The 18,748-nt window shown below is 66.0% G+C and carries 18 protein-coding genes; 7 read left to right on the plus strand and 11 right to left on the minus strand.

Annotation, left to right across the window (positions count from 1 at the left end; all coding sequences use genetic code 11):
* Positions 1 to 210 precede the first annotated feature (210 nt).
* Positions 211 to 1,170, plus strand: a complete 960-nt coding sequence (locus BLW05_RS27625) for a Bug family tripartite tricarboxylate transporter substrate binding protein (protein WP_093166786.1) — start codon at positions 211 to 213, stop codon at positions 1,168 to 1,170.
* A gap of 37 nt (positions 1,171 to 1,207) precedes the next feature.
* Here the strand turns inward: BLW05_RS27625 and BLW05_RS27630 are convergent, their stop codons facing one another.
* Positions 1,208 to 2,203 carry an AraC family transcriptional regulator gene (locus BLW05_RS27630; RefSeq protein ID WP_093166787.1) on the minus strand — a complete coding sequence of 332 codons (996 nt, stop codon included), beginning with the start codon at positions 2,201 to 2,203 and terminating at the stop codon, positions 1,208 to 1,210.
* Positions 2,204 to 2,243: 40 nt separating this feature from the next.
* Positions 2,244 to 3,233, minus strand: a complete 990-nt coding sequence (locus BLW05_RS27635; RefSeq protein ID WP_093166788.1) for a Bug family tripartite tricarboxylate transporter substrate binding protein — start codon at positions 3,231 to 3,233, stop codon at positions 2,244 to 2,246.
* 208 nt (positions 3,234 to 3,441) lie between these two features.
* On the opposite strand from BLW05_RS27635, the gene BLW05_RS27640 reads away from it, so the two are divergent.
* Complete coding sequence (locus BLW05_RS27640) at positions 3,442 to 4,329, plus strand: GntR family transcriptional regulator (protein WP_143044936.1); 888 nt, start codon at positions 3,442 to 3,444, stop codon at positions 4,327 to 4,329.
* Here BLW05_RS27640 and BLW05_RS27645 read toward each other — a convergent pair.
* Genes BLW05_RS27645 through BLW05_RS27665 form a run of 5 tightly spaced genes read right to left on the minus strand, consistent with a single transcriptional unit; the run spans position 4,214 to position 8,707 of the window.
* Positions 4,214 to 5,224: a YeiH family protein gene (locus BLW05_RS27645; protein WP_093166913.1), complete on the minus strand. Its 1,011-nt coding sequence runs from the start codon at positions 5,222 to 5,224 to the stop codon at positions 4,214 to 4,216. The genes BLW05_RS27640 and BLW05_RS27645 overlap by 116 nt on opposite strands.
* 11 nt (positions 5,225 to 5,235) lie before the next feature.
* Entirely contained in the window at positions 5,236 to 6,861 is a 1,626-nt protein-coding gene (locus tag BLW05_RS27650) for a 3-(methylthio)propionyl-CoA ligase (RefSeq protein ID WP_093166789.1), read from the minus strand.
* An 11-nt stretch (positions 6,862 to 6,872) separates the two neighbouring features.
* A complete protein-coding gene (locus tag BLW05_RS27655) occupies positions 6,873 to 7,238 on the minus strand; it encodes a hypothetical protein (RefSeq protein ID WP_093166790.1) in 366 nt (121 codons plus the stop codon).
* A 10-nt stretch (positions 7,239 to 7,248) separates the two neighbouring features.
* Positions 7,249 to 7,692 carry a hypothetical protein gene (locus BLW05_RS27660; protein WP_093166791.1) on the minus strand — a complete coding sequence of 148 codons (444 nt, stop codon included), beginning with the start codon at positions 7,690 to 7,692 and terminating at the stop codon, positions 7,249 to 7,251.
* Positions 7,693 to 7,702: 10 nt separating this feature from the next.
* Positions 7,703 to 8,707 carry a zinc-binding dehydrogenase gene (locus BLW05_RS27665; protein WP_093166792.1) on the minus strand — a complete coding sequence of 335 codons (1,005 nt, stop codon included), beginning with the start codon at positions 8,705 to 8,707 and terminating at the stop codon, positions 7,703 to 7,705.
* A 151-nt stretch (positions 8,708 to 8,858) separates the two neighbouring features.
* Here BLW05_RS27665 and BLW05_RS27670 point away from each other — a divergent pair, with 151 nt between their 5' ends.
* A complete protein-coding gene (locus BLW05_RS27670) occupies positions 8,859 to 9,710 on the plus strand; it encodes a TauD/TfdA dioxygenase family protein (protein WP_093166793.1) in 852 nt (283 codons plus the stop codon).
* Between the two features lie 15 nt (positions 9,711 to 9,725).
* Here the strand turns inward: BLW05_RS27670 and BLW05_RS27675 are convergent, their stop codons facing one another.
* On the minus strand, positions 9,726 to 10,562 hold the full coding sequence (locus BLW05_RS27675) for a GntR family transcriptional regulator (protein WP_093166914.1): 837 nt from the start codon (positions 10,560 to 10,562) through the stop codon (positions 9,726 to 9,728).
* 164 nt (positions 10,563 to 10,726) lie between these two features.
* Between BLW05_RS27675 and BLW05_RS27680 the strand changes: the two genes are divergently transcribed.
* The 4 genes from BLW05_RS27680 (at position 10,727) to BLW05_RS27695 (ending at position 14,781) form a co-directional block, all read left to right on the plus strand.
* Positions 10,727 to 11,662, plus strand: a complete 936-nt coding sequence (locus tag BLW05_RS27680) for an amidohydrolase family protein (protein WP_093166794.1) — start codon at positions 10,727 to 10,729, stop codon at positions 11,660 to 11,662.
* Positions 11,659 to 12,660, plus strand: a complete 1,002-nt coding sequence (locus BLW05_RS27685) for an NADP-dependent oxidoreductase (RefSeq protein ID WP_093166795.1) — start codon at positions 11,659 to 11,661, stop codon at positions 12,658 to 12,660. Before BLW05_RS27680 ends, BLW05_RS27685 begins: the two co-directional genes overlap by 4 nt.
* Before the next feature lie 4 nt (positions 12,661 to 12,664).
* Complete coding sequence (locus BLW05_RS27690; protein ID WP_093166796.1) at positions 12,665 to 13,666, plus strand: NADPH:quinone reductase; 1,002 nt, start codon at positions 12,665 to 12,667, stop codon at positions 13,664 to 13,666.
* 137 nt (positions 13,667 to 13,803) lie between these two features.
* Entirely contained in the window at positions 13,804 to 14,781 is a 978-nt protein-coding gene (locus BLW05_RS27695) for a Bug family tripartite tricarboxylate transporter substrate binding protein (RefSeq protein WP_256330529.1), read from the plus strand.
* Positions 14,782 to 14,841: 60 nt separating this feature from the next.
* On the opposite strand, the gene BLW05_RS27700 is transcribed toward BLW05_RS27695, so the two are convergent.
* The 3 genes from BLW05_RS27700 to BLW05_RS27710 form a co-directional block, all read right to left on the minus strand.
* Complete coding sequence (locus tag BLW05_RS27700; RefSeq protein WP_093166916.1) at positions 14,842 to 16,068, minus strand: porin; 1,227 nt, start codon at positions 16,066 to 16,068, stop codon at positions 14,842 to 14,844.
* Between the two features lie 192 nt (positions 16,069 to 16,260).
* A complete protein-coding gene (locus BLW05_RS27705) occupies positions 16,261 to 17,514 on the minus strand; it encodes a CaiB/BaiF CoA transferase family protein (protein WP_093166797.1) in 1,254 nt (417 codons plus the stop codon).
* Between the two features lie 35 nt (positions 17,515 to 17,549).
* Positions 17,550 to 18,674, minus strand: a complete 1,125-nt coding sequence (locus BLW05_RS27710; protein ID WP_093166798.1) for an alcohol dehydrogenase catalytic domain-containing protein — start codon at positions 18,672 to 18,674, stop codon at positions 17,550 to 17,552.
* Between the last annotated feature and the right edge of the window lie 74 nt (positions 18,675 to 18,748).

The following is an 18,748-nucleotide window of genomic DNA, read 5'->3' on the forward strand; positions in this document are numbered from 1 at the left end:
CGGGGTCTTCTACGACACCGCCGAAGAGACGCTGGCGGCCAATGGCTTCGCGCCCAACCGCAACGGCGGCAACCAGGGCTTCCTGCGCAAGCCCGTTTGATCGGTGCCGCAAGACCGCCTCATCTGCAGCGGACTCAGGAGCAACGCGCGACAGCCGCAGTTCGGAGAACTAACACCATGCGAATTTTCCCTGTCAATATTCGGTCGCTGATGGCGGCCGGACTGTTGGGTCTGGCGGCACTGGCCCCAGCGCTGGCGCAGGATTGGCCCTCCAAGCCCATCCGTATCATCGTGCCGGCGCCGCCCGGTGGTATTTCAGACAACGTCGCTCGCCTTGTGAGCGAGGAGCTGCGCGCCCATCTGGGTCAGCCCGTCATCGTGGAAAACAAGCCCGGTGGTTCGGCTGTGCTGGCGGAGCGGGCGCTGATGTCGGCCCCCGCCGACGGCTATACGCTGATGGTGGGGCCGTCCAGCATCCTGACGGACTTTCCGCTGATCGTAAAGACGCCTTTCGATCCGCTGAAGACCTTCACCTACCTGTCCGATGTGGCCAGCATGATTCACGTGCTGGTGGCCAACTCCGATTTGCCGGCCAACAGCGTGTCGGAGGTGATCGATCGCGCCAAGCAAAGCAGGAACGAGATCGGTATCGCCAATCTGAGCATCGGTACGCGCTCCCATCTGCTGGGCGAGATGCTGCGGGACAAGAGCGGTGGCAGCCTCCTGATCGTGCCCTACAAGGGATCGTCCCCCGCGATGATCGACCTGATCGGGAGCCAGGTGCAACTGACCTTCGAAGTGGTGTCCAATGTGGCACCTCTCGTCAAGAGCGGCAAGATCAAGGCGTTGGGCGTGGTGTCGGCCGAGCGATCGTCACTTCTGCCGAACGTGCCCAGCATGGGTGAGGTCGGATATCCCGAGCTCGTCATGCCGGATGCCAGCGTGGGGATCTTCGTCCTGAGCAGCATGCCGGCGCCGATGCGCGAGCGCATCCGCATCGAAGCGGAACGGCTCAAGCAGTCACCGAAGTTCCGCGAGATGCTGGCGACGCAGGGGCTGGAAGGAACCAGGCCGGGGACTTACGACGAGCTGCAGGCGAAGCTCGCGCGCACCAGGGACCAGAACCGCGCGATCCTGGACAAGCTGGGACTGGCCGGTGCCGCGAAGTGAACGCGCCGCCTTCCAGCCAGCCAGCCGCGCACCGCGGCTACTGGCGGGCGCGGCTCTCCTTGGCGCTGCAGTTGAACTGGGACTGGTACCAGCGCGAGAAGCTGCTCGGCGTGAGGCCCAGCAGGTCCGCCACTTCGTTCAGAGGGCGATCGCTTTCGTTGACGTATCGAACGGCCAGTTCCTTGCGCAAGTCATTGACCACGCTCGAAAAGCTTTGCGACTGCTCCGCCAGCCGGCGCTGGACCGTGCGTGGCACCAGGCCCAGTTGTTCACTCACTTTCTCGATGCTGCATCGCCCGCCGGGCAGCAGCAGCAGCGCAGTCCGGCGAACGTCGTCGAGCATGGAGGCAAGGTGCTGCCTGAACGAGGCATCCACCAGTTGCTGCGCATAGCGCGCCATGGCAGGATCGGCCGAGGGGTTGCGCGTATCCAGGTCTGCCCTGCTGCACACGATGCCGTTGAACTCGCGGTTGAACTCGATGGCATGGCCAAACAGCTGGACATGCGTGGCCAGATCTTTCGGCGGCGCGTGCTCAAAGCACACCCTGCGCGGCCGCCAGTCGCTACCCAGCAGCTGTTGAACGATCCGCACCATGACCCCCAGGGCCAGCTCCACACGTTGTCGGGTGGGCTGATGCGTGCTGCCGGCGATGAGTACTTCGCGGATCACCACGATCTTCTCGTGCTCCTCGATCGCCAGGGTGAGCGCACCATTGAGCATGGCCTGGTAGCGCATCAGCACGTTGAGTGAGTCGCGCAGCGTCGGCTGGTCGCGGATCAGCAGGCCGACGGCACCGAGGTTGGACAGAAAGCGCGACCGCGCCATGCACAGGCCGAAGCACTCGATGCTCGATGCGTGCGCGGATGCCTGCAACAGGCGGCCGACCCGCTCCACGGGAATCATCAGGTCGGGCTCGTCTAGCACGCCGGGGCTCAATCCGGCGTCGAGCAGCATGCGCTCCGGATTCAGTCCTGAGCCAATCGCGATCTCACGGTAGTTGGTGAGGCACGCGGCGCGAACAAGGGTTGCCATGGCGCAAGCGAAGCAGGTTGACGATGTGCCGTGCGCCGCTCTATTCCGGCTTGATGTTGCCGTTGACCACGATCTTGCGCCACACGGCCAGGTCGTCCTCGATGATCTTGATGAACGCCTCGCGACTCACCGTCGCCGGGGGCTCCACGTTGACACTGCGGATGGCCTCCTGCAACTCGCGGGTGCCGAGTTCGCGGTTGATCGCGGCATGCAGGCGGTCCTGAACTTGCACCGGCGTGTTTCTGGGCGCGAAAACACCTTGCCACCCCGTGGCGGGGAAGGGGTACCCCTGCTCCGACATCAGTTTCACATCGGGCAGCTTGGGGCTGCGCACCGTGCCGTTCACTGCGATGCCGCGCAGCTTTCCCTGCTGGATGAAGCCCACCGGTGAAGTCACATCCGCCCAGCCGATCGGGATCAGGCCCGACACCATGTCGGTCAACAGCCCGGGCGCAGTCTTGTAGGGCACGTGGTTGATCGTGAGGCCGGTGCGCTGCTTGATCCATTCCATCGTGAGATGGCCGTTGGAGCCGACGCCCCAGCTTCCGTAAGACGGGTATTTCTCGGGCTCGCGCTTGAGCAGTTCTACCAGTTCGGGCAGGGTCTTCGCGGGCACCGAGGAATGCACCAGTAGCAGCACCCCGCCGACTGCGGTCAGCGCGACTGGCGCGAGGTCACGCATGGTCCTGACTGGCAGTTCGGGGTTCAGCGCTTCGGCCATGACGGTCGCCGACGCCGAGCCGTGGAGGATGGTGTAGCCGTCCGGCGCCGCGTTCTTGACCGCGGTCATTCCGAGCAGGCCATTGGCACCGGGGCGGTTTTCGACTACGAACGGCTGTCCGAAGCCTTTCTGCAGCCGGTCGTAGAGCTGCCGGGCCAGCACATCGACCACGCCGCCCGCGCCGCTCGGCACGATCACCTTGACCGGGCGTACCGGCCAATCTCGGGCACTCTGGGCCCACGGTGATTCGGAAAGAAGGGCGGCTGCGCCCCCCAGGAGAAGGTGCCGGCGCGTCAGCGATGAGGTCATGGATGTCTCCTAGGATGCTGGATGGAAAACTGCTTGTTGTTATTATTGTCGACATAACAATTGTATTGACTGAATCCAGCATCCTCAACCCCAGGCTGCAACAGATATCGATGAGGGAAGCTGCGGTCCGCTGGGCGAGTGCCGCGAACCGCGCGCAGATCGCGCTAGACTGAAAGGAGCCCCCGCACCCGGGGGATCTCCGCAGAATATGGCCCGCAAGAAGACGAGCAACACCCCAGACTTGAGCAGCCTGCTCCTACCTCCGACCCCGATCATGGTGGCGGTGGAGCACGCCATCCTGCGCCGCCACGAATGGTCCAGCGCGTCGGCCCCGGTGGCCGAGCAGATCGCCGTGCGACTGGCCGGCGTCATCACGCTCGACCTGATCCACGCCGGCCAGCGCCTGCTCGAAACTGAAATCGGCGAGGTGCTCCGGGTCAGCCGCGCGCCGGTGCGCGAGGCGTTGCGAATTCTCGAGCGCGAGCGGCTGGTTGAGTTCAGGCCCCGCCGAGGCGTGCTCGTGACGGAGCCGGGTGCCAAGGACATCGCCGACATCTACGTCGTGCGCATCGCGTTGTTCAAGATTCTGTTGCGCCAGCTCATGGAGCGCCGCCCGGCGGACCTGGAAGCCGTCTTCGACCGCCATATGCCAGCGCTGGCGAAGGCGTCGGAGCAGGGCTCCGTCGACGACTACGCGCTGGAGAGCTTCCTGCTGAACATGGACATGCTCAAGCTGTCCGAGGGCGGGCTGATTGCGGACATGCTGGCGTCCATCTCGCTGCGCATCCTGCGCTACGTGCGCCTCGCGCACGCGGCCGATCCTTCGCGCATGGCCACGACGATGAAGTCCTGGCGCGCCCTGCACCGCGCCGTGGCCCGGCGCGACGTGGAAGAGGTGCTGGCGACCGCCACCCGGCGCATCGAGGTCTCGCGTGATTCTGCTGTGCAGGCCGTCGTCGAAGGGCAGGCGCCCGCGCCACTCAGCGGTACAGCCGCATCAACGCGAGCACGATCGCAGCCATCAGCGCCGTCTCGAAAATCATCAGCGCCAACGGCTTCACGCCGACGGAGAGCAACTGCCGAACCTGCGTCTTGATGCCGATCGCGGCAATGGCCGCGACCAGGCACCAACCTGACAGCGTGGTGCCGGCGGTCGCTACCGGGCGCGGGACCCATCCCAGGCTGTTCGCCACCACCAGTAGCGCGAACGCCACCGCGAACCAGGGCAGCAGCGGCGGCCGGGGCCCTGCGGCTGCGTCGCGGTTGCGCATGGCCATCACAGTGACCACGATCACCGGCAGCAGCATGGCGACGCGCATGAGCTTGACCACCGTCGCGGTGTCGCCTGTCACCTTCGACATGCCATAGCCGGCGCCCACCACCTGGGCTACGTCATGGATGGTGCCGCCCAGGAAGATGCCGGAATCGACCTCGCTCAGGTCGAGTGCGCGCGCGATGATGGGATAGAGGATCATCACCGTGGTCGACAGGGTGCTCACGCCGATCACGGTGAAGCTGAGCGCCTTCTCGCGCTGCGGGTGCGGTGGCATCGCGGCTGCTAGCGCCAGCGCCGCCGATGCGCCGCAGATGGCGGTGGCGCCACCGGAGAGCACGCCGAACGCGGTGCGAAAACCCAGCAGGCGGGCGACGCCGATCGAGATGAGAATGGTCAGGGCCACCGACACCACCACCGCTGCCACTGGCTGCCAGCCAAGCGCCGAGATGTCGGCGAAGGTGATGCGAAGCCCCAGCAGCGCCACGCCGACGCGCAGCATCGTGCGACTGGTGAAGGCCACGCCCGGCCCGCATCCGGTATCTGTGGCCAGGAAGTTCATCGCGATGCCCAGCAGCAACGCGAACAACATCATTGGCGCTTGATAGTGCTCCGAGAGGAACGCGGCCGCCGCCGCGATGACGGCGCAGGCAATGATCCCGGGTGCCAGTTCCCGGACGCGGTCCACGGAAGGAGAATTTCTGATCGAGGCGAGCATCTGCATCTCCTTCATGCGGTGGGCAACTGGTGGTCCCGGAAGCGCTCGCGCAGTTCCGACTTGAGCATCTTCCCGGTGTTGCCGATGGGCATCGCGTCGACGAACACGACGTCGTCCGGCGTCCACCACCGGGTGACCTTGCCGGCGTAAAAGTCGATGAGCTCGTCGCGGCTCACGTCCGTACCCTCCTTGCGCTGCACCACCAGCAGCGGCCGCTCGTCCCATTTCGGATGGGGCACCGCGATGCATGCGGCCATGGCCACAGCCGGGTGGCCCATGGCGACGTTCTCCAGGTCGATGGAGCCGATCCATTCGCCGCCGGACTTGATCACGTCCTTGCTGCGGTCGGTGATCCGGATGTAGCCATCGACATCGATGGTGGCGATGTCGCCGGTGGGAAACCAGCCGTCCTGCAGCGGCGAGACGTCGGCCCTGAAGTAGCGCTCAAGCACCCAGGGGCCGCGCACCATGAGGTGGCCGGGCGTGCGGCCGTCCCACGCGAGCTCGCGGCCCTCGTCGTCGGTGGTGCGGATGTCCACGCCGAAGACCACGCGACCTTGCTTGGCCTTCACCGTGAGCGCCGCATCGTGTTCCAGCCCCGCATGCGCGGCCTTCAACACGGAGCCGGCGCAGAACGGGCTGGTCTCGGTCATGCCCCATCCGTGCAGGACGTCCACTTCGTGCTCGTCTTCGAACGCGGCGAGCATGGCCGGCGGGCAGGCCGAGCCGCCGATGCCGACGCGCTGCAGGTAGCTGAAGCGCAGGCCTTGCGCCTTCATATGGTCGAGCAGGCCCTGCCAGACCGTCGGCACGCCGCAGGTGAACGTGACCCCCTCCTCCTCGAAGAGTTCGTAGAGCGACTTGCCGTCCAGAGCGGCGCCCGGCAGGACGAGCTTGGCGCCCGACAGCAGGCTGGTGTAGGGCAGCCCCCACGCGTTGACGTGGAACAGCGGCACCACGGGCAGCACCACATCGCGCGCACCGAGGTTATGAGCGTCCGGCAGCGCGGCGGCGTAGGCATGCAGGATCGTGGAGCGGTGGCTATACAGCACGCCCTTGGGGTTGCCGGTGGTGCCGCTCGTATAGCAAAGGGAAGAGGCGGTGTTCTCATCGAACACCGGCCATTCGTAGCGATCGTCCTCGGCGGCCAGCAGGTCTTCGTAGCACAGCAGCCCTGGGATGCTGCTCGAGGCGGGCATGTGATCCCGGTCCGCCAGGGCGACGAAGGCTTTGATGGATGCGAGGCGCGGCGCAAGGGCCTCGACCAGCGGCAGGAAGCTCATGTCAAAGAACAGCACCTCGTCGCGCGCATGGTCCGCGATCCAGGCGAGCTGGTCGGCGTGCAGGCGAGGATTGAGCGTGTGCAGCACGACACCGGCACCCGAGACCGCGTAGTACAGCTCCAGGTGGCGGTAGCCGTTCCAGGCCAGAGTGGCTGCGATGCCGCCAGGGCCGATGTCGAGCGTGCGCAGCGCATTGGCCAGGCGTCGTGCGCGCGCGGCCATCTCGCGGAACGTGTAGCGGTGGGTGTCGCCCTCGACGCGGCGCGACACGATCTCCTGGTCGCCGTGGTGGCGCTCCGCATGTTGCAGCAGCGAGGAAATCAGCAGCGGCTGGCTCATCATGTTTCCGAGCATCGGCTTCTCCTTCAGGCCAGCCGACGGGCGCGTTCGCGGATGGCACGTAGCAGCGCCAGCGCGCGGTGCCCGGCCTGGATGCCGCCCTCCATGTCGCCGCGCACGAACGGCGCGCGGATTTCCTCGATCTCGTCGAGCTGCTCCAGCAGCGCCTGCTCGGCGAGCTTGTACTTGCGCAGCGTGTTCACCACACACATCGATGTATGCACGATGTCCTCGCTGTCCACGCTGACCCCGCGGCGGTGCAGGGCGAAGTTGGCCCAGTGGGTGCCCGCGAGCATCGCGGCTTCGATGCGGATCTCCCAGTCGGTGTCGGTGAGCAGGGCCAGCGAGCGCTCGATGCGCTCGGCCTGGTTTCTGTGGTTCTCGGGGGTCATGGAAGATCCTTCAGCGGATTGCGTGCTGGTAGACGGCAATGGCTTCGGCGAAGGCCCGCTCGCATTCGTCCACGATGGTCTGCGTGGGTTCGCGGTCGCCACGCAGGCAGGGGTCGCGATGTGCCTCCAGCGCATGCAGCGCGGCTTCGAGCCGGTGCAGGTGCCTGGGCATCTCGCCGGGGATCGGCGGCCAGCCGACGTGGCTCACGTCCCCCGGGCCGCGCAGTTCGCGGCGCAGGCTGCCGTCAGGCTGTGGCACCACATGCACACCCGGAATGGTGGAGAACACGCGCTCCTCGCTTGTGAGGCCTGCCGCGTGCAGCGTGGCATTCCAGATGTTGGTGCCGGCGGTCAGCGTGGTCCAGTACCAGAGCTCGAAGTCGCGCAGCGGATCGAGCCGCAGGCGCAGCGCAGACAGGCGCCGGATCTTGTCGTCGTGGGAGGCGATCTTCATGCGCGTGTCCTCACGCCGTGACAGCGGCGGCCTCTGCCAACTGCGCGTCGACTGCTATGACGATCTTTCCGAAATGCCGGCCGGTCTCCATGTAGGCGTGGGCCTCGGCGATGCGGTCGAGCGGATACACGCGATCGACCGGCAGCTGGATCGCTCCTGCCTCGAGCAGGGGCAGCAGGTCACGCCCCGCGGCTTCGATGCACTGCAGGCGCTCTTCCTCGCTACGGGTGCGGAAGGTCACGCCGATGAGCTTGAGCCGCTTGAGCCACAGATCGGTCAGGTCCATCTGCGCGGTGGCGCCGGCCATGCGGCCGACGTTTACGAGCCGGCCCTTCACCGCGAGGCTCTTCATGTTGTCCGGAAACACCTCGCCCCCGAGCGAGTCGATCACGATGTCCACGCCGCGCCCGCCGGTGGCCTCCATCACGGCCTGCACTGGGTTGCGCGTCGACACGTCGATGGCGTGCGTGGCGCCGTAGCGCGCGAGCCGCGCGGCCTTTTCGGCAGAGCGTGTGGTCGCGAACACCTTGGCGGCCTTCATCAGCGATGCGATCTGGATCGCGGCCAGGCCGATGCCGCTGGAGGCGGCGTTGACCAGCACCGTTTCGCCGGGGCGCAGTTCGCCGTTGATCACCAGTGCGTCGTGCGCGGTGATGAACACGTTGAGGAAGGCGGCCGCCTCGGCCCACGGCAGGCTTCGGGGAACGCGTAGCAGCGCGCGCGCCTCGGCCACAGCGAACTCAGCCTGGCCACCGGTGCCGTGCCCGACGACGTGATCGCCTTCGCACAGGTGCGTAACGCCGGGACCCGTGGCCGCCACGATGCCTGCGAACTCAACGCCCGAAGTGCGCGGCTCGCCGCCGGTGGCATCGCGCACCAGCTTGATCTCGCCGCGGTTGAGGCCTGAGGCCATCACGCGCACGAGCACTTGGCCGGGGCCGGCCTTGGGCTGCGGCACGTCGTGGATCTCTAGCCGGCCCCCCTGCGGGCCGGGAACGATTCTGCTTGCCTTCATCTGGATTCCTGCGGATGGAAGTGGGGAGTTGCGAACAACTTTATCATGCAAATATGAGTTATGTCGACATTAATGATGTATAGTCCGTCGGCGACGCAAGGGGAGGGCCGCCCCTTGTCGCCTTTCTATCCACCGGCCAAGGAGACGCGCAATGAGAGTGGAACGGCTGACGGTCAACATCGGCGCTGAGGTGACGGGTATCCGCCTGCGCGACGCGGTGGGCAGCGACGACTTGTTCGACGAGATCAGGTCGCTACTGCTGCGGCATCGCGTGCTGTTCTTCCGCGACCAGGACTTGGGCAACTTCTCGCGTGCGGACCACGTCGCCTTCGCCAGCCGCTTCGGCCCGCTCGAGACGCACCCGGTCGCGGGCAGCCATCCGGACTATCCCGGCCTGGTGCAGATCTATCGCAGTGAAGAGAAGAACCCGTACGAGAACAACTGGCATACCGACGGCCTCTGGCGCTCCAATCCGGCAATGGGTGCCGTGCTGCGCTGCGTCGAGTGCCCCGAGGTAGGCGGCGACACCATCTGGGTGAACATGGTCGAAGCCTACGCGCGGCTGCCCGATGACGTGAAGTCGAAGATCGATGGCCTGCGCGCCAGCAGCAGCATCGAGCACAGCTTCGGTGCCGTGATGCAGGACGAAAAGCGCCGCGAGTTGGGCCGCCAGAACCCGCCGGTGGAGCATCCCGTGGTGCGCACGCACCCCGAGACCGGCGAGAAGATTCTGTACGTGGGCAGCTTCACGACGCACTTGCTCAACTACCACACGCCCGCGAACGTGCGCTGGGGCATCGACAAGAACCCGGGCGCCGGACTGCTGCTGCAGTACCTGCAGAGCCAGGCCACCATTCCGGAATACCAGGTGCGTTTCCGCTGGAAGCCCCACTGCGTGGCGCTCTGGGACAACCGCGCCACGCAACACTACGCGGTGATGGATTACTGGCCGGCGCCGCGCAAGATGGAGCGCGCCGGCATCGTGGGCGACGTGCCGTTCTGAGAGAACGGCGATCGTTCAGCGGGCGGCGGTCGAGCGCTTCCGTCCTTCGTGGGTAGCCGGCCTGGACTTGCGCAGGGCGGATACGGTGAGATCGCGCACGGCGCTGATGCGCTTGGTCGCGCATTCGATCGCGAGCGCCGTGTCGCCCTTGACGACGGCGTTGTGCAGCGTGCGCCATCGGCCCATTGCCTTCGTGACCGCCTCCGGTGCGGCGCTCAGGCCCAGGCGTACATAGCGCAGCGTTCGCAGCGAGATTGCCTTGAGCTGGTCCACCACCAGACGGTTGCTGCACAGGTCGGCAACGTCAAGGTTGAACAGAAAACTCTGCACCGCGAAAGCCTGCGGCGTCTCGCCGGCCGCCTTTTCCAGGCGCGGCAGGTGCTGCCCGAAGACGCGCAGCAGATCGGCATGACGTTCCTTCATCACCTGCTCAAGCAGGATGGAGAAGAGGGCCACGCGCACCTCGAAGATGTCCTGCAGCTCACGTGCGTCGGGCGCGGTGACAGCGGCACCGCGCCGTGCGCTCAGCTCGACCAGATGGTCGCGCTCCAGGATGCGGATGGCTTCGCGCACCGGTGCGCGGCTCACGCGCAGCATCTCGCTGATGTCGGTCTCGAACAGGCGCTGGCCGGGCGGCAGAAGGTCCAGTGCGATCAGCCCCGCGAGTCGCGCGGCGATCTGCTCGGCCACGGGCGGCGATGCGTGTGCGCCTTCTCCGCGCAGCAGCGCCTTCTCGACCGCGACCATGGTGCTGTCCTTGGGCGCGAGTAGCGCTGCAAGGCCCGGGTCGTGGGCAGGCTGGGTGTCGGTGGCTGGGTCAGCTGCGGCAGGGGTGCGGGATCGGGTCGCCATGGCCGGGAACATAGCACAGGGCATTGTCGATCTGCATGTCGACACAAATGCAATATCGCCGCGTTGGCGACTGCGGAACGCGTGTCAGTTGAAATATGTTGTATGTCGACATTAATTGTGCAATAGTCGCGCTCACCCTCACCAGCTCGACCAGGAGACAACCCATGAGCACCCCCCAGGAGCGCTTCGCGCGCCTTGCCGGCAAGATCATCGACTTTCGCCTGCGCCCACCCACCGGTCCCTACCGCACCTTCTTCACGCCCAATGTGGTGGGCCATGTGAACAGGCTCCTGGGCCACCATGTGCCGCGCTCGTACAGCATTTCTACCGAGAGCAGCCCCAACTCCGAGGACCGCGCGCTCGCCGCGCTGATCCAGGAGATGGATACCGTCGGCGTTCGTCTCGGCCTGATGAATGGGCGCCACTCGGTGAACCGCCCGGTGCCGGTACACATCGAGGACAAGGACCTGCATGAGCTGAAAGGGCGCACCGGCGACCGCGTGCTCGGCCTGGCCGGCATCGATTTCGACAAGCCCATCACGGAGATCCTGGCCGGCCTCGACACGGCGGTGAAGGAGTTGGGCCTGGTCGGCGTGTGCATCGAGCCCGGCTTGGCCCGCGCGCCCATGTACGCTGACGACGAAAGGCTGTTCCCTCTTTACGAGCGCATCGCCGACCTGAAGGTGCCGCTCCTGTTCATGTCGGGTCCGCTCGCCGGCCCGGACATCAGCCATACCGATCCGGTGCGCTTCGATCGTGTGGCGCGCCGCTATTCCACGATGCCGGTGGTGCTTGGCCACGGCTGCTATCCCTATGTGAACGAGGCCATCGCGCTGGCCTTCAAGAGCGAGGTAACCGGCCTCATGAACGTGTACGTCTCGCCCGATGTCTATGTCTTCGCGCCGGGCGGGAAGGCCTACGTGGAAGGCATCAACTGGCTGCCCAAGCGCTTCATCTTCGCATCGGCCTATTCGTTCATGGGCGTGGAGGAGTCGGTGCGCGACACGCTCGAACTCGACATCGACGATGGCGCCCTCGAAGACTACATGTACCGCAACGCCGAGACGCTGCTGCGCAATGTGCCGGGAGCGAAGCCATGAGCGGCGGAAACGTGCAGGTCAGGATGAAGCGCCACCCGCAGGGGATGGTGTCGCCGGGCGACTTCGACATCGTCGAGGCTGCCTTGCCCACGCTTGCCGAGGGCGAAGCGCTCGTGCGCAGCCGCTACCTCTCGCTCGACCCGTACATGCGTCCGCGCATGGACCCGCTGCGCTCCTACGTGGAACCTTTGAAGCTCGGGGAGCTGATGCCCGGCGCTGGCGTTGGGGAGGTCGTCGAGAGCCGCGAGCCTGCGCTGCCCAGGGGGGCGATCGTTGCTGGGCCGCTGGGTTGGCAGACACACGGCGTGGTGACCCGCGCCAACGCGCGCGTACTCGACCCGGCCATGGGCCCGCCGTCGGCGGCGCTCGGTGTGTTGGGCATGACTGGCGTCACTGCGCACTACGGACTGCTCAAGCTCGCCGATCCGAAGCCGGGCGAGACGGTGGTGGTCACGGCCGCGTCAGGCGCGGTTGGCAGCGTCGCTGGGCAGATCGCCAAGATCAAGGGCTGCCGCGTGATCGGTATCGCCGGCGGAGCGGACAAGTGCCGCTACGTGGTGGACGAACTCGGCTTCGATGCCTGCGTCGACCACCGCGCGCCCGACTTCGAACAGCAGCTTGCACAAGCGACTCCTGACTATGTTGACGTACTGTTCGAGAACGTCGGCGGACCCGTGTTCGATGCCGTGCTGCAGCGCATCGCAGACCATGCGCGAATCGCGCTGTGCGGCAACATCAGCCAGTACAACACGAAGGAACCGTACGGCGTGAAGGGCATGCGGCAACTGCTCATGCACCGCGTCGCTATCCATGCCTTCGTCATCGCGGATCACCGCGACTATTGGCCGACCGCGCTCGCCGACCTGTCCGTCTGGGTCAGGGAGGGCAGGATCCGGTTCAAGGAGGACATCTCCGTCGGCCTGCGCTCCGCGCCCGACGCGTTCATCCGCATGCTCACGGGCCGGAACTTCGGCAAGCAGCTCGTGCAGGTGGAGTGATCCGGTGCGGGCGGTGTGGTACGAGCAGCAGGGCGCGGCGCACGACGTGCTGCACTGCGGGCAGATGCCGACCCCCGTGCCCGCGCCGGGCGAAGTGCGCGTGCGGCTGGGCGCATCGGCCGTCAACCCGGCCGATGCCAATCGGCGGGCCGGACGGCTGCATTTGATGGAATACCCGCGCATCATTCCCAATAGCGATGGCGCTGGCGTGATCGATGCGGTTGGCCCGGGTGTCAACGCGGCGCGTGTCGGACAGCGCGTCTGGATCTGCTTTGGCCAACGCAGCAGGCCGTTCGGCACCGCCGCCGAATTCATATGTCTTGCCGAAGACCTGGCGTGCGAGCTTCCGGCGCACCTGAGCGACGAAGAGGGCGCATGCCTGGGCATTCCGTGCCTGACGGCGTACTGCGCATTGTTCGGGCAGGGCGCCATCGAAGGTGCCACCGTGCTCGTCACAGGTGGCGCCGGCGCAGTGGGTCATTACGCGATCCAGCTCGCCAAATGGGGCGGCGCCCGCGTGATCGCCACCGCGAGTTCACGCGCGAAGTTGGCGCATGCGACGCGCGCAGGGGCCGATGTTGTCATCGACTACACCGCGCCCAACGCGCTCGAGCAACTGCGGGACGCGGCCTGCAGCGGCGTGCAGCGCATCGTGGACGTCGATGCCGTGGCCAACACCGACCTCGTGCTTGGCGCGGCGGCCGAGGGCGCCACCTGGGTGACCTATGCCATCGGTGCGCAGGCAACCGCAGCGTTGCCCATGGCGCGGATCATTCGAGGCAACCTGAGGCTGCAGGGGCTCTACCTGTCGGGCCTGCATCCAAGCCGGCGGCACGAGGCGCAGTCAGGCGTATGCCGCTGGCTGGCAGACAGGCCGAATGCGATCCACACCGTTGACAGCGTCCATCCATTGCACGAGACAGCGCGGGCGCATCAGGCCGTGGAAGCCGGGACCAAGGTCGGTACCGTCGTCGTAAGTTGCGGCGACGCGGCACCACGTCACTGAGGGGTGACACGCACGCGGTGCATTGCCGACAGGAAATTCTCTTCAACCAAAGTCTTGCCACTCCACGAGGCCGACTTCAGCCGTCCGGCCTCAGGAGGGCGACAGCGAACCACTTCAAGGGTGACTCCGTGAATCTGATGCCAGCAACCCGTCGTGCCGCCATCGCGGCAGCCGTCTTCATGTCCGCATCGTTGGTGTTCGCTCAAGGCGACACCTGGCCGAGCCGGCCGATCACGATGATCGTGCCCTCCTCGGCAGGTTCGGGCACCGACCTCATGGCCCGTGAAATGGCCCACCGCCTCGGCATGGCGCTGGGACAGAGCATCGTGGTGGAGAACAAGGCTGGCGGCAGCGGAATCATCGGCACGCAGGCGGTGGTGCGCGCTGCGGCAGATGGCTACACCCTGCTCTACACGAACGCCACCAACATGGTCATGGCGCCCGCGCTGATGAAGTCGGTTCCCTATGACGTGACGAAGGACCTGGCGCCGGTCGCGCAGACGGCCGCCGGCGGCGTTTTCCTGCTGGTCAGCAACGACCTTCCGGCAAGGAATCTCAAGGAGCTCGTCGAACTGGTGAAGTCCAGTCCCGGCAAGTTCACCTTCGGCTCCTGGGCGGTGGGATCGTCTGGCCATATGACCATGGAATGGCTCAAGCGTCAGACTGGCATGAAGATCGACCACGTGCCTTACCGGCAAGTGCCGCAACTGCTCACGGAGCTGACCACGGGAACACTGAAGATCGGGTTCGCAGACCCTGCGGCTCCGCTGCCGTTCATGGAGTCCGGACGGTTGCGGGCCATCGCGGTGACGGGGACGGTGAGGCTGCCTCGCGCCGCCAGTGTCCCCACCTTCGCCGAGCAGGGCTATGCCTTCGAGCCGGTCGGCTGGTTCGGTGTGTTCGCCCCACCCGGAACCCCTGCTGCGATCGTCCAGCGCCTGAACACCGAGATCAACAAGATCCAACAGCAGCCCGACATGGTGGCGAAGGTCACTGCAATGAACATCGCACCGCCGCCGACGAAATCGCCCGACGCGTTTCGCTCGATGATGATCCAGGACCTGCAGATGTGGAAAAGGATCGTCGCGGACACCGGCATCACGGTCGACAACTGAACCGGACCGCCCGGGCCCGGCAAGCCATGGACTTGCCGGATCCCCTCCGGATTCCGGCAATCAGAACACGTGCCTAATGCCGATGTCGTAACCAGTGGATGACTGCGGGACCGGCGTGGAGCCGTTGATCGCCTTCGAGTAGAAACTCGGCCCGCCCACCGTCAGGTCGGCGCCATTCTTGTTGTCGATGCGCGCTACCGTGGCGTACAGGGCCGTGCGTGTCGACAGGTTGTGTACGTAGCCGAGGGCGTACTTCTCGGCCTTCGGATCTGGAGCGAACCCAGGAGCGACCTGTTTCGACGCCGTGACGTTGCTGTATTTCACTTGCGTATAGACGGCGCGAATCAGCCCGGGCCCGACTGGCACCGTCAACCCGACGAGCGCGCCGTTGGCACCCGGGCTGGTCAGGCCGAACGCGGCGGTGACCGGCGGGATGCCGGAGTAGTCGACCTTCATCTTGTTGTTCGAGTACTCCCCGTACAGCTTGACAGCGCCGAAGTCGTAAGAGGCACCGACGTTCCAGATGTCGAGACTCGTCGTCGAACCCACGAAGAACTGGTCCCCGATGGTGCTGCGCGCTCCTGCGAACGCGACATCGAGCGGGCCTTTGGCGTAGCCGAACCGACCGCCGACGTAGCGTCCGGAACGCTGGCTGTTCTGCACGTCCGGCGTCAGCGTGCCCGGGTCGTACTTGGTCGCTTCGTTGAAGGCATACATGACCTGACCGTAGAAGCCGCCCAGCGTCGGCGGCAGGAAGTAGCCCACGGAGTTGGAGGCACGCAGGTAATTGGCGTTGGCCCGGAAGCCGTTGGCCGCCTGACCCGGCGTGTTGAAGCCACTGGCGGTCGCAATGAGGTTGAGACCCACGCCGTTGGAGGTGAATGGGTCGAACACCGCGTCGTTCCAGAATGTCGGTGTGTAGTCTCTGCCGAGCCGGATTTCGCCCAAGACGCCCGACAGGCTCACCGTCGAGCGGCGATTGAAGGCGAGCGAGCCCGACGAGAAGCCCGCACCGGTGTCATTGAGCAAGCCCGCTTCGAGCCAGAAGCTCGCCGCGGCGCCGCCGCCGAGATCCTCCGTGCCGCGGAAGCCCACTCGGCTGCCCGTATAGCCTGAGCTGTTCTGCACCGTGCTGCCGGTCTTGATGGTGACGCCCAGTGGTGTCTCGGCCTTGTTCGAGTAGCTGCTGATCGTGGCGTCGACCACTCCGAACAGCGTGAGGGACGACTGCGCCGATGCGCCGTTGGCGGCGACAAGGACGGCCAAGGCGATGAGCGCCTTGTTCAGGGAAGGGGGTGGGTTGCACAGGACGTCGACGACGGCTCTGTATCGCATGATGTTGTCTCCTGCCTCAAGGTGATGGATTGCGGCCGATGTGGCGCGAAGAGACTCTATGGATGGGCGACGCGATCAGCTTGGCAAAGCGCGACACAGACTTTGCATTTCGTGCCGAGAGGCCAAGGCGAAGTGATCTGCGAGCTACAACACGCCGTCCTGCCTGAGGCCTGCGATCCGTCGGGCATCCATGTCCAGCAGTTCACCAAGCACCTTCTCGGTGTCCTGTGACAGCAGGGGTGGCCCTGCCCGCACGGGCAGTCGCTCGCCGTCCAGGCGATAGGGAGGCGCCATGACCTGAACCTGGCCGGCTTCGGGGTTCGGCATCCCGACTACCAGACCGGCCTCGGTGCTGCGCCGGGATTGCAGGGCCTCGAGCAGGCCAAGCACCTCGCCACAGGGAATGCCCGCGGCTGTCAGGCGTGCCAGCAGCAGTTCTCGGGGGCGCCGCCCGAGTTCGGCGCGCAATTCCGGCAGCAGCACGTGGCGGTTCCGCGCGCGACCGATATTGGTGGCGAAGCGTTCGTCGGCCGCAAGATCGGGCCGCTCGAGTACCTCCGTACAGAAGCGTTGGAACTGCGCGTTGTTGCCCACGGTGATGACTAAAGGGCCATCGGCGGCATCGAATACGCCATAGGGCACGATAGATGGATGGGCGTTGCCGTACTTGGGCGGATCTCCCCCCATGAGCAGCGCTTCCATGCCGTAGTAAGCCGTGATCATGAGGCCGCAGTCGTATAGCGCCATCTCCACATGTCGGCCCACGCCCGTGCGCTGTCGATCGAACAGGGCGGCAATGATGGCTTGGGTGGCGTACATGCCCGTGAACATGTCCACCGCGGCGACGCCGAACTTGAGCGGACCCTGGCCTTCTTCGCCGTTGAGCGCCATGAGGCCGGCCTCTCCCTGCACGACCAGGTCATACCCAGGGCGTGCGGCCTCGGGGCCATCGCTTCGATAGCCAGCGATGGAGCAATACACGAGCCCGGGGTTCAACGCCTTCAGTTCCTGATAGCCGAGTCCCATCCGGTCGATACCGCCGAACTTGAAGTTCTGGATCAGCACGTCGCTCTTCTCGGCCAGCATGCGCGCGATGCGTTGGCCTTCCGGCTTCTGCAGATCAATGCCGACGGACTGCTTGTTGCGGTTTGCGCTGTTGAAGTAAGCCGTGTTGCGCGAGCCCACGCGCAGTCCCCAATCGCGCGTGTCATCGCCACGGCCGGGGTGCTCGATCTTGATGACTTCGGCGCCCAGGTCGCCCAGCGCCTGCGCGCACATGGGGCCCGCCAGCACGCGTGAGAGATCGAGGACGCGCACGCCCTCCAGCGGCAAACGCACCGGCGGCTTGTTGGAGGCGTGCCTTGCCGCCTCGAGTGGTTTGGAATGCTCGTGCGTCATCTGTGATTTCCTTCTTGTGTTCTGTGCGGGTCTGGTCAACCTGGCGCGAGACGCAGCAGCGTCTTGTCGCCCGTGGCCATCTGCACGCTCTGGCGCAGCGCTTCGGGCGTGAGCAGTTCCTGCAAGGTGCATTCGCGCGCGTAGCGGCATGCGAAGGTGGATTTCAGTTCCGCTGCCACGCGTGCTTGCAGTTGTGCGCGGCGCTCCGGCGGAAGAGCGCGCCAGAACGAGAAGACAAGCCACCCGCCCAAGCCCCAGGCCATGCCCAGGCCGGGCGGCAGCGTGGTGTGCATGCGCTCCAGGTAGCCGTAGATGTAGATCTGCTTGTGGATCTGGCTGCCGTAGCGGTCGTAGGCCCGCCCCGCTTGTCGCGAAAGTGCGGCCTCCATGGCGTGGAGCAATTGGCCCGCCATTTCTCCGCCGCCCGTTGCATCAAAGGCGAGGCGCGTACCCGTTTCGGCCAGTGCGTCGGTCAGGCGTGGCACGAAGTCCTCCGCACTGCTGTCGACCACGTGGCGCGCGCCCAAGTCGTTCAGCAGCCTGGCTTGCTGCGGGCGGCGCACGATGCTGACCAGTGGCACGTCCTCCGCTTCGCACAGGCGCAGCAGCATTTGGCCCAGGTTGGACGCGGCGACGGTCAGGGCCATGGACTTGTGACCTTCGCGGCGAGCGGTTTCCAGCATGCCCAGGGCTGTGATCGGGTTGACGAATGCCGCCGCGCCATCGGTCGCGCTAGCGTTTGACGGCAAGGCAAGGCATTGGCTAGCCGCCGCGACGCGGTATTCGGCGTACATACCGCCACCCATCATGGCGACCTTGCGGCCCAGCAGGGCTCGCGCTTCCGGCGCGCTTCCTGTGGCCACCACGGTGCCTGCGCCCTCGTTGCCAACAGCTTGCGGTTGGCCCACGCGGCGCGCTTGCGCGGCCATGGCGCCCGGCGGCATGGGGGCAACCATGGCGGGCAGGCCATTCACGCGGGTGCGCTCCGCGCCGTGCAGGTCGGCGCCGCCCAGCAGCAATGTCATGTCGGACGGATTGAGCGGCGCGGCCTCCATGCTGACGAGCACCTGGTCGGGTTCGGCGATGCGAGGCGGTGCCATCTCGGCTAGCGAGAGTTCCAACTGGCCTTCGGGCCGAATCAGGGATTGCAATACGAGCATCCGTTGCTTCTGTTCCGTATTGGTTCCATTCAAAGGTGGCCCCACTTCAGCATGGAGAGCACCAGGCAGGCCAG

Source organism: Variovorax sp. YR216 (assembly GCF_900107745.1).
Lineage (GTDB): Bacteria > Pseudomonadota > Gammaproteobacteria > Burkholderiales > Burkholderiaceae_C > Variovorax.

Coding starts and splice junctions, on each gene's coding strand:
- BLW05_RS27625 (WP_093166786.1), top strand. CDS start 211: ATGGCGGCCGGACTGTTGGGTCTGGCGGCACTGGCCCCAGCGCTGGCG.
- BLW05_RS27630 (WP_093166787.1), bottom strand. CDS start 2,203: ATGGCAACCCTTGTTCGCGCCGCGTGCCTCACCAACTACCGTGAGATC.
- BLW05_RS27635 (WP_093166788.1), bottom strand. CDS start 3,233: ATGACCTCATCGCTGACGCGCCGGCACCTTCTCCTGGGGGGCGCAGCC.
- BLW05_RS27640 (WP_143044936.1), top strand. CDS start 3,442: ATGGCCCGCAAGAAGACGAGCAACACCCCAGACTTGAGCAGCCTGCTC.
- BLW05_RS27645 (WP_093166913.1), bottom strand. CDS start 5,224: ATGCTCGCCTCGATCAGAAATTCTCCTTCCGTGGACCGCGTCCGGGAA.
- BLW05_RS27650 (WP_093166789.1), bottom strand. CDS start 6,861: ATGCTCGGAAACATGATGAGCCAGCCGCTGCTGATTTCCTCGCTGCTG.
- BLW05_RS27655 (WP_093166790.1), bottom strand. CDS start 7,238: ATGACCCCCGAGAACCACAGAAACCAGGCCGAGCGCATCGAGCGCTCG.
- BLW05_RS27660 (WP_093166791.1), bottom strand. CDS start 7,692: ATGAAGATCGCCTCCCACGACGACAAGATCCGGCGCCTGTCTGCGCTG.
- BLW05_RS27665 (WP_093166792.1), bottom strand. CDS start 8,707: ATGAAGGCAAGCAGAATCGTTCCCGGCCCGCAGGGGGGCCGGCTAGAG.
- BLW05_RS27670 (WP_093166793.1), top strand. CDS start 8,859: ATGAGAGTGGAACGGCTGACGGTCAACATCGGCGCTGAGGTGACGGGT.
- BLW05_RS27675 (WP_093166914.1), bottom strand. CDS start 10,562: ATGGCGACCCGATCCCGCACCCCTGCCGCAGCTGACCCAGCCACCGAC.
- BLW05_RS27680 (WP_093166794.1), top strand. CDS start 10,727: ATGAGCACCCCCCAGGAGCGCTTCGCGCGCCTTGCCGGCAAGATCATC.
- BLW05_RS27685 (WP_093166795.1), top strand. CDS start 11,659: ATGAGCGGCGGAAACGTGCAGGTCAGGATGAAGCGCCACCCGCAGGGG.
- BLW05_RS27695 (WP_256330529.1), top strand. CDS start 13,804: ATGCCAGCAACCCGTCGTGCCGCCATCGCGGCAGCCGTCTTCATGTCC.
- BLW05_RS27705 (WP_093166797.1), bottom strand. CDS start 17,514: ATGACGCACGAGCATTCCAAACCACTCGAGGCGGCAAGGCACGCCTCC.
- BLW05_RS27710 (WP_093166798.1), bottom strand. CDS start 18,674: ATGCTCGTATTGCAATCCCTGATTCGGCCCGAAGGCCAGTTGGAACTC.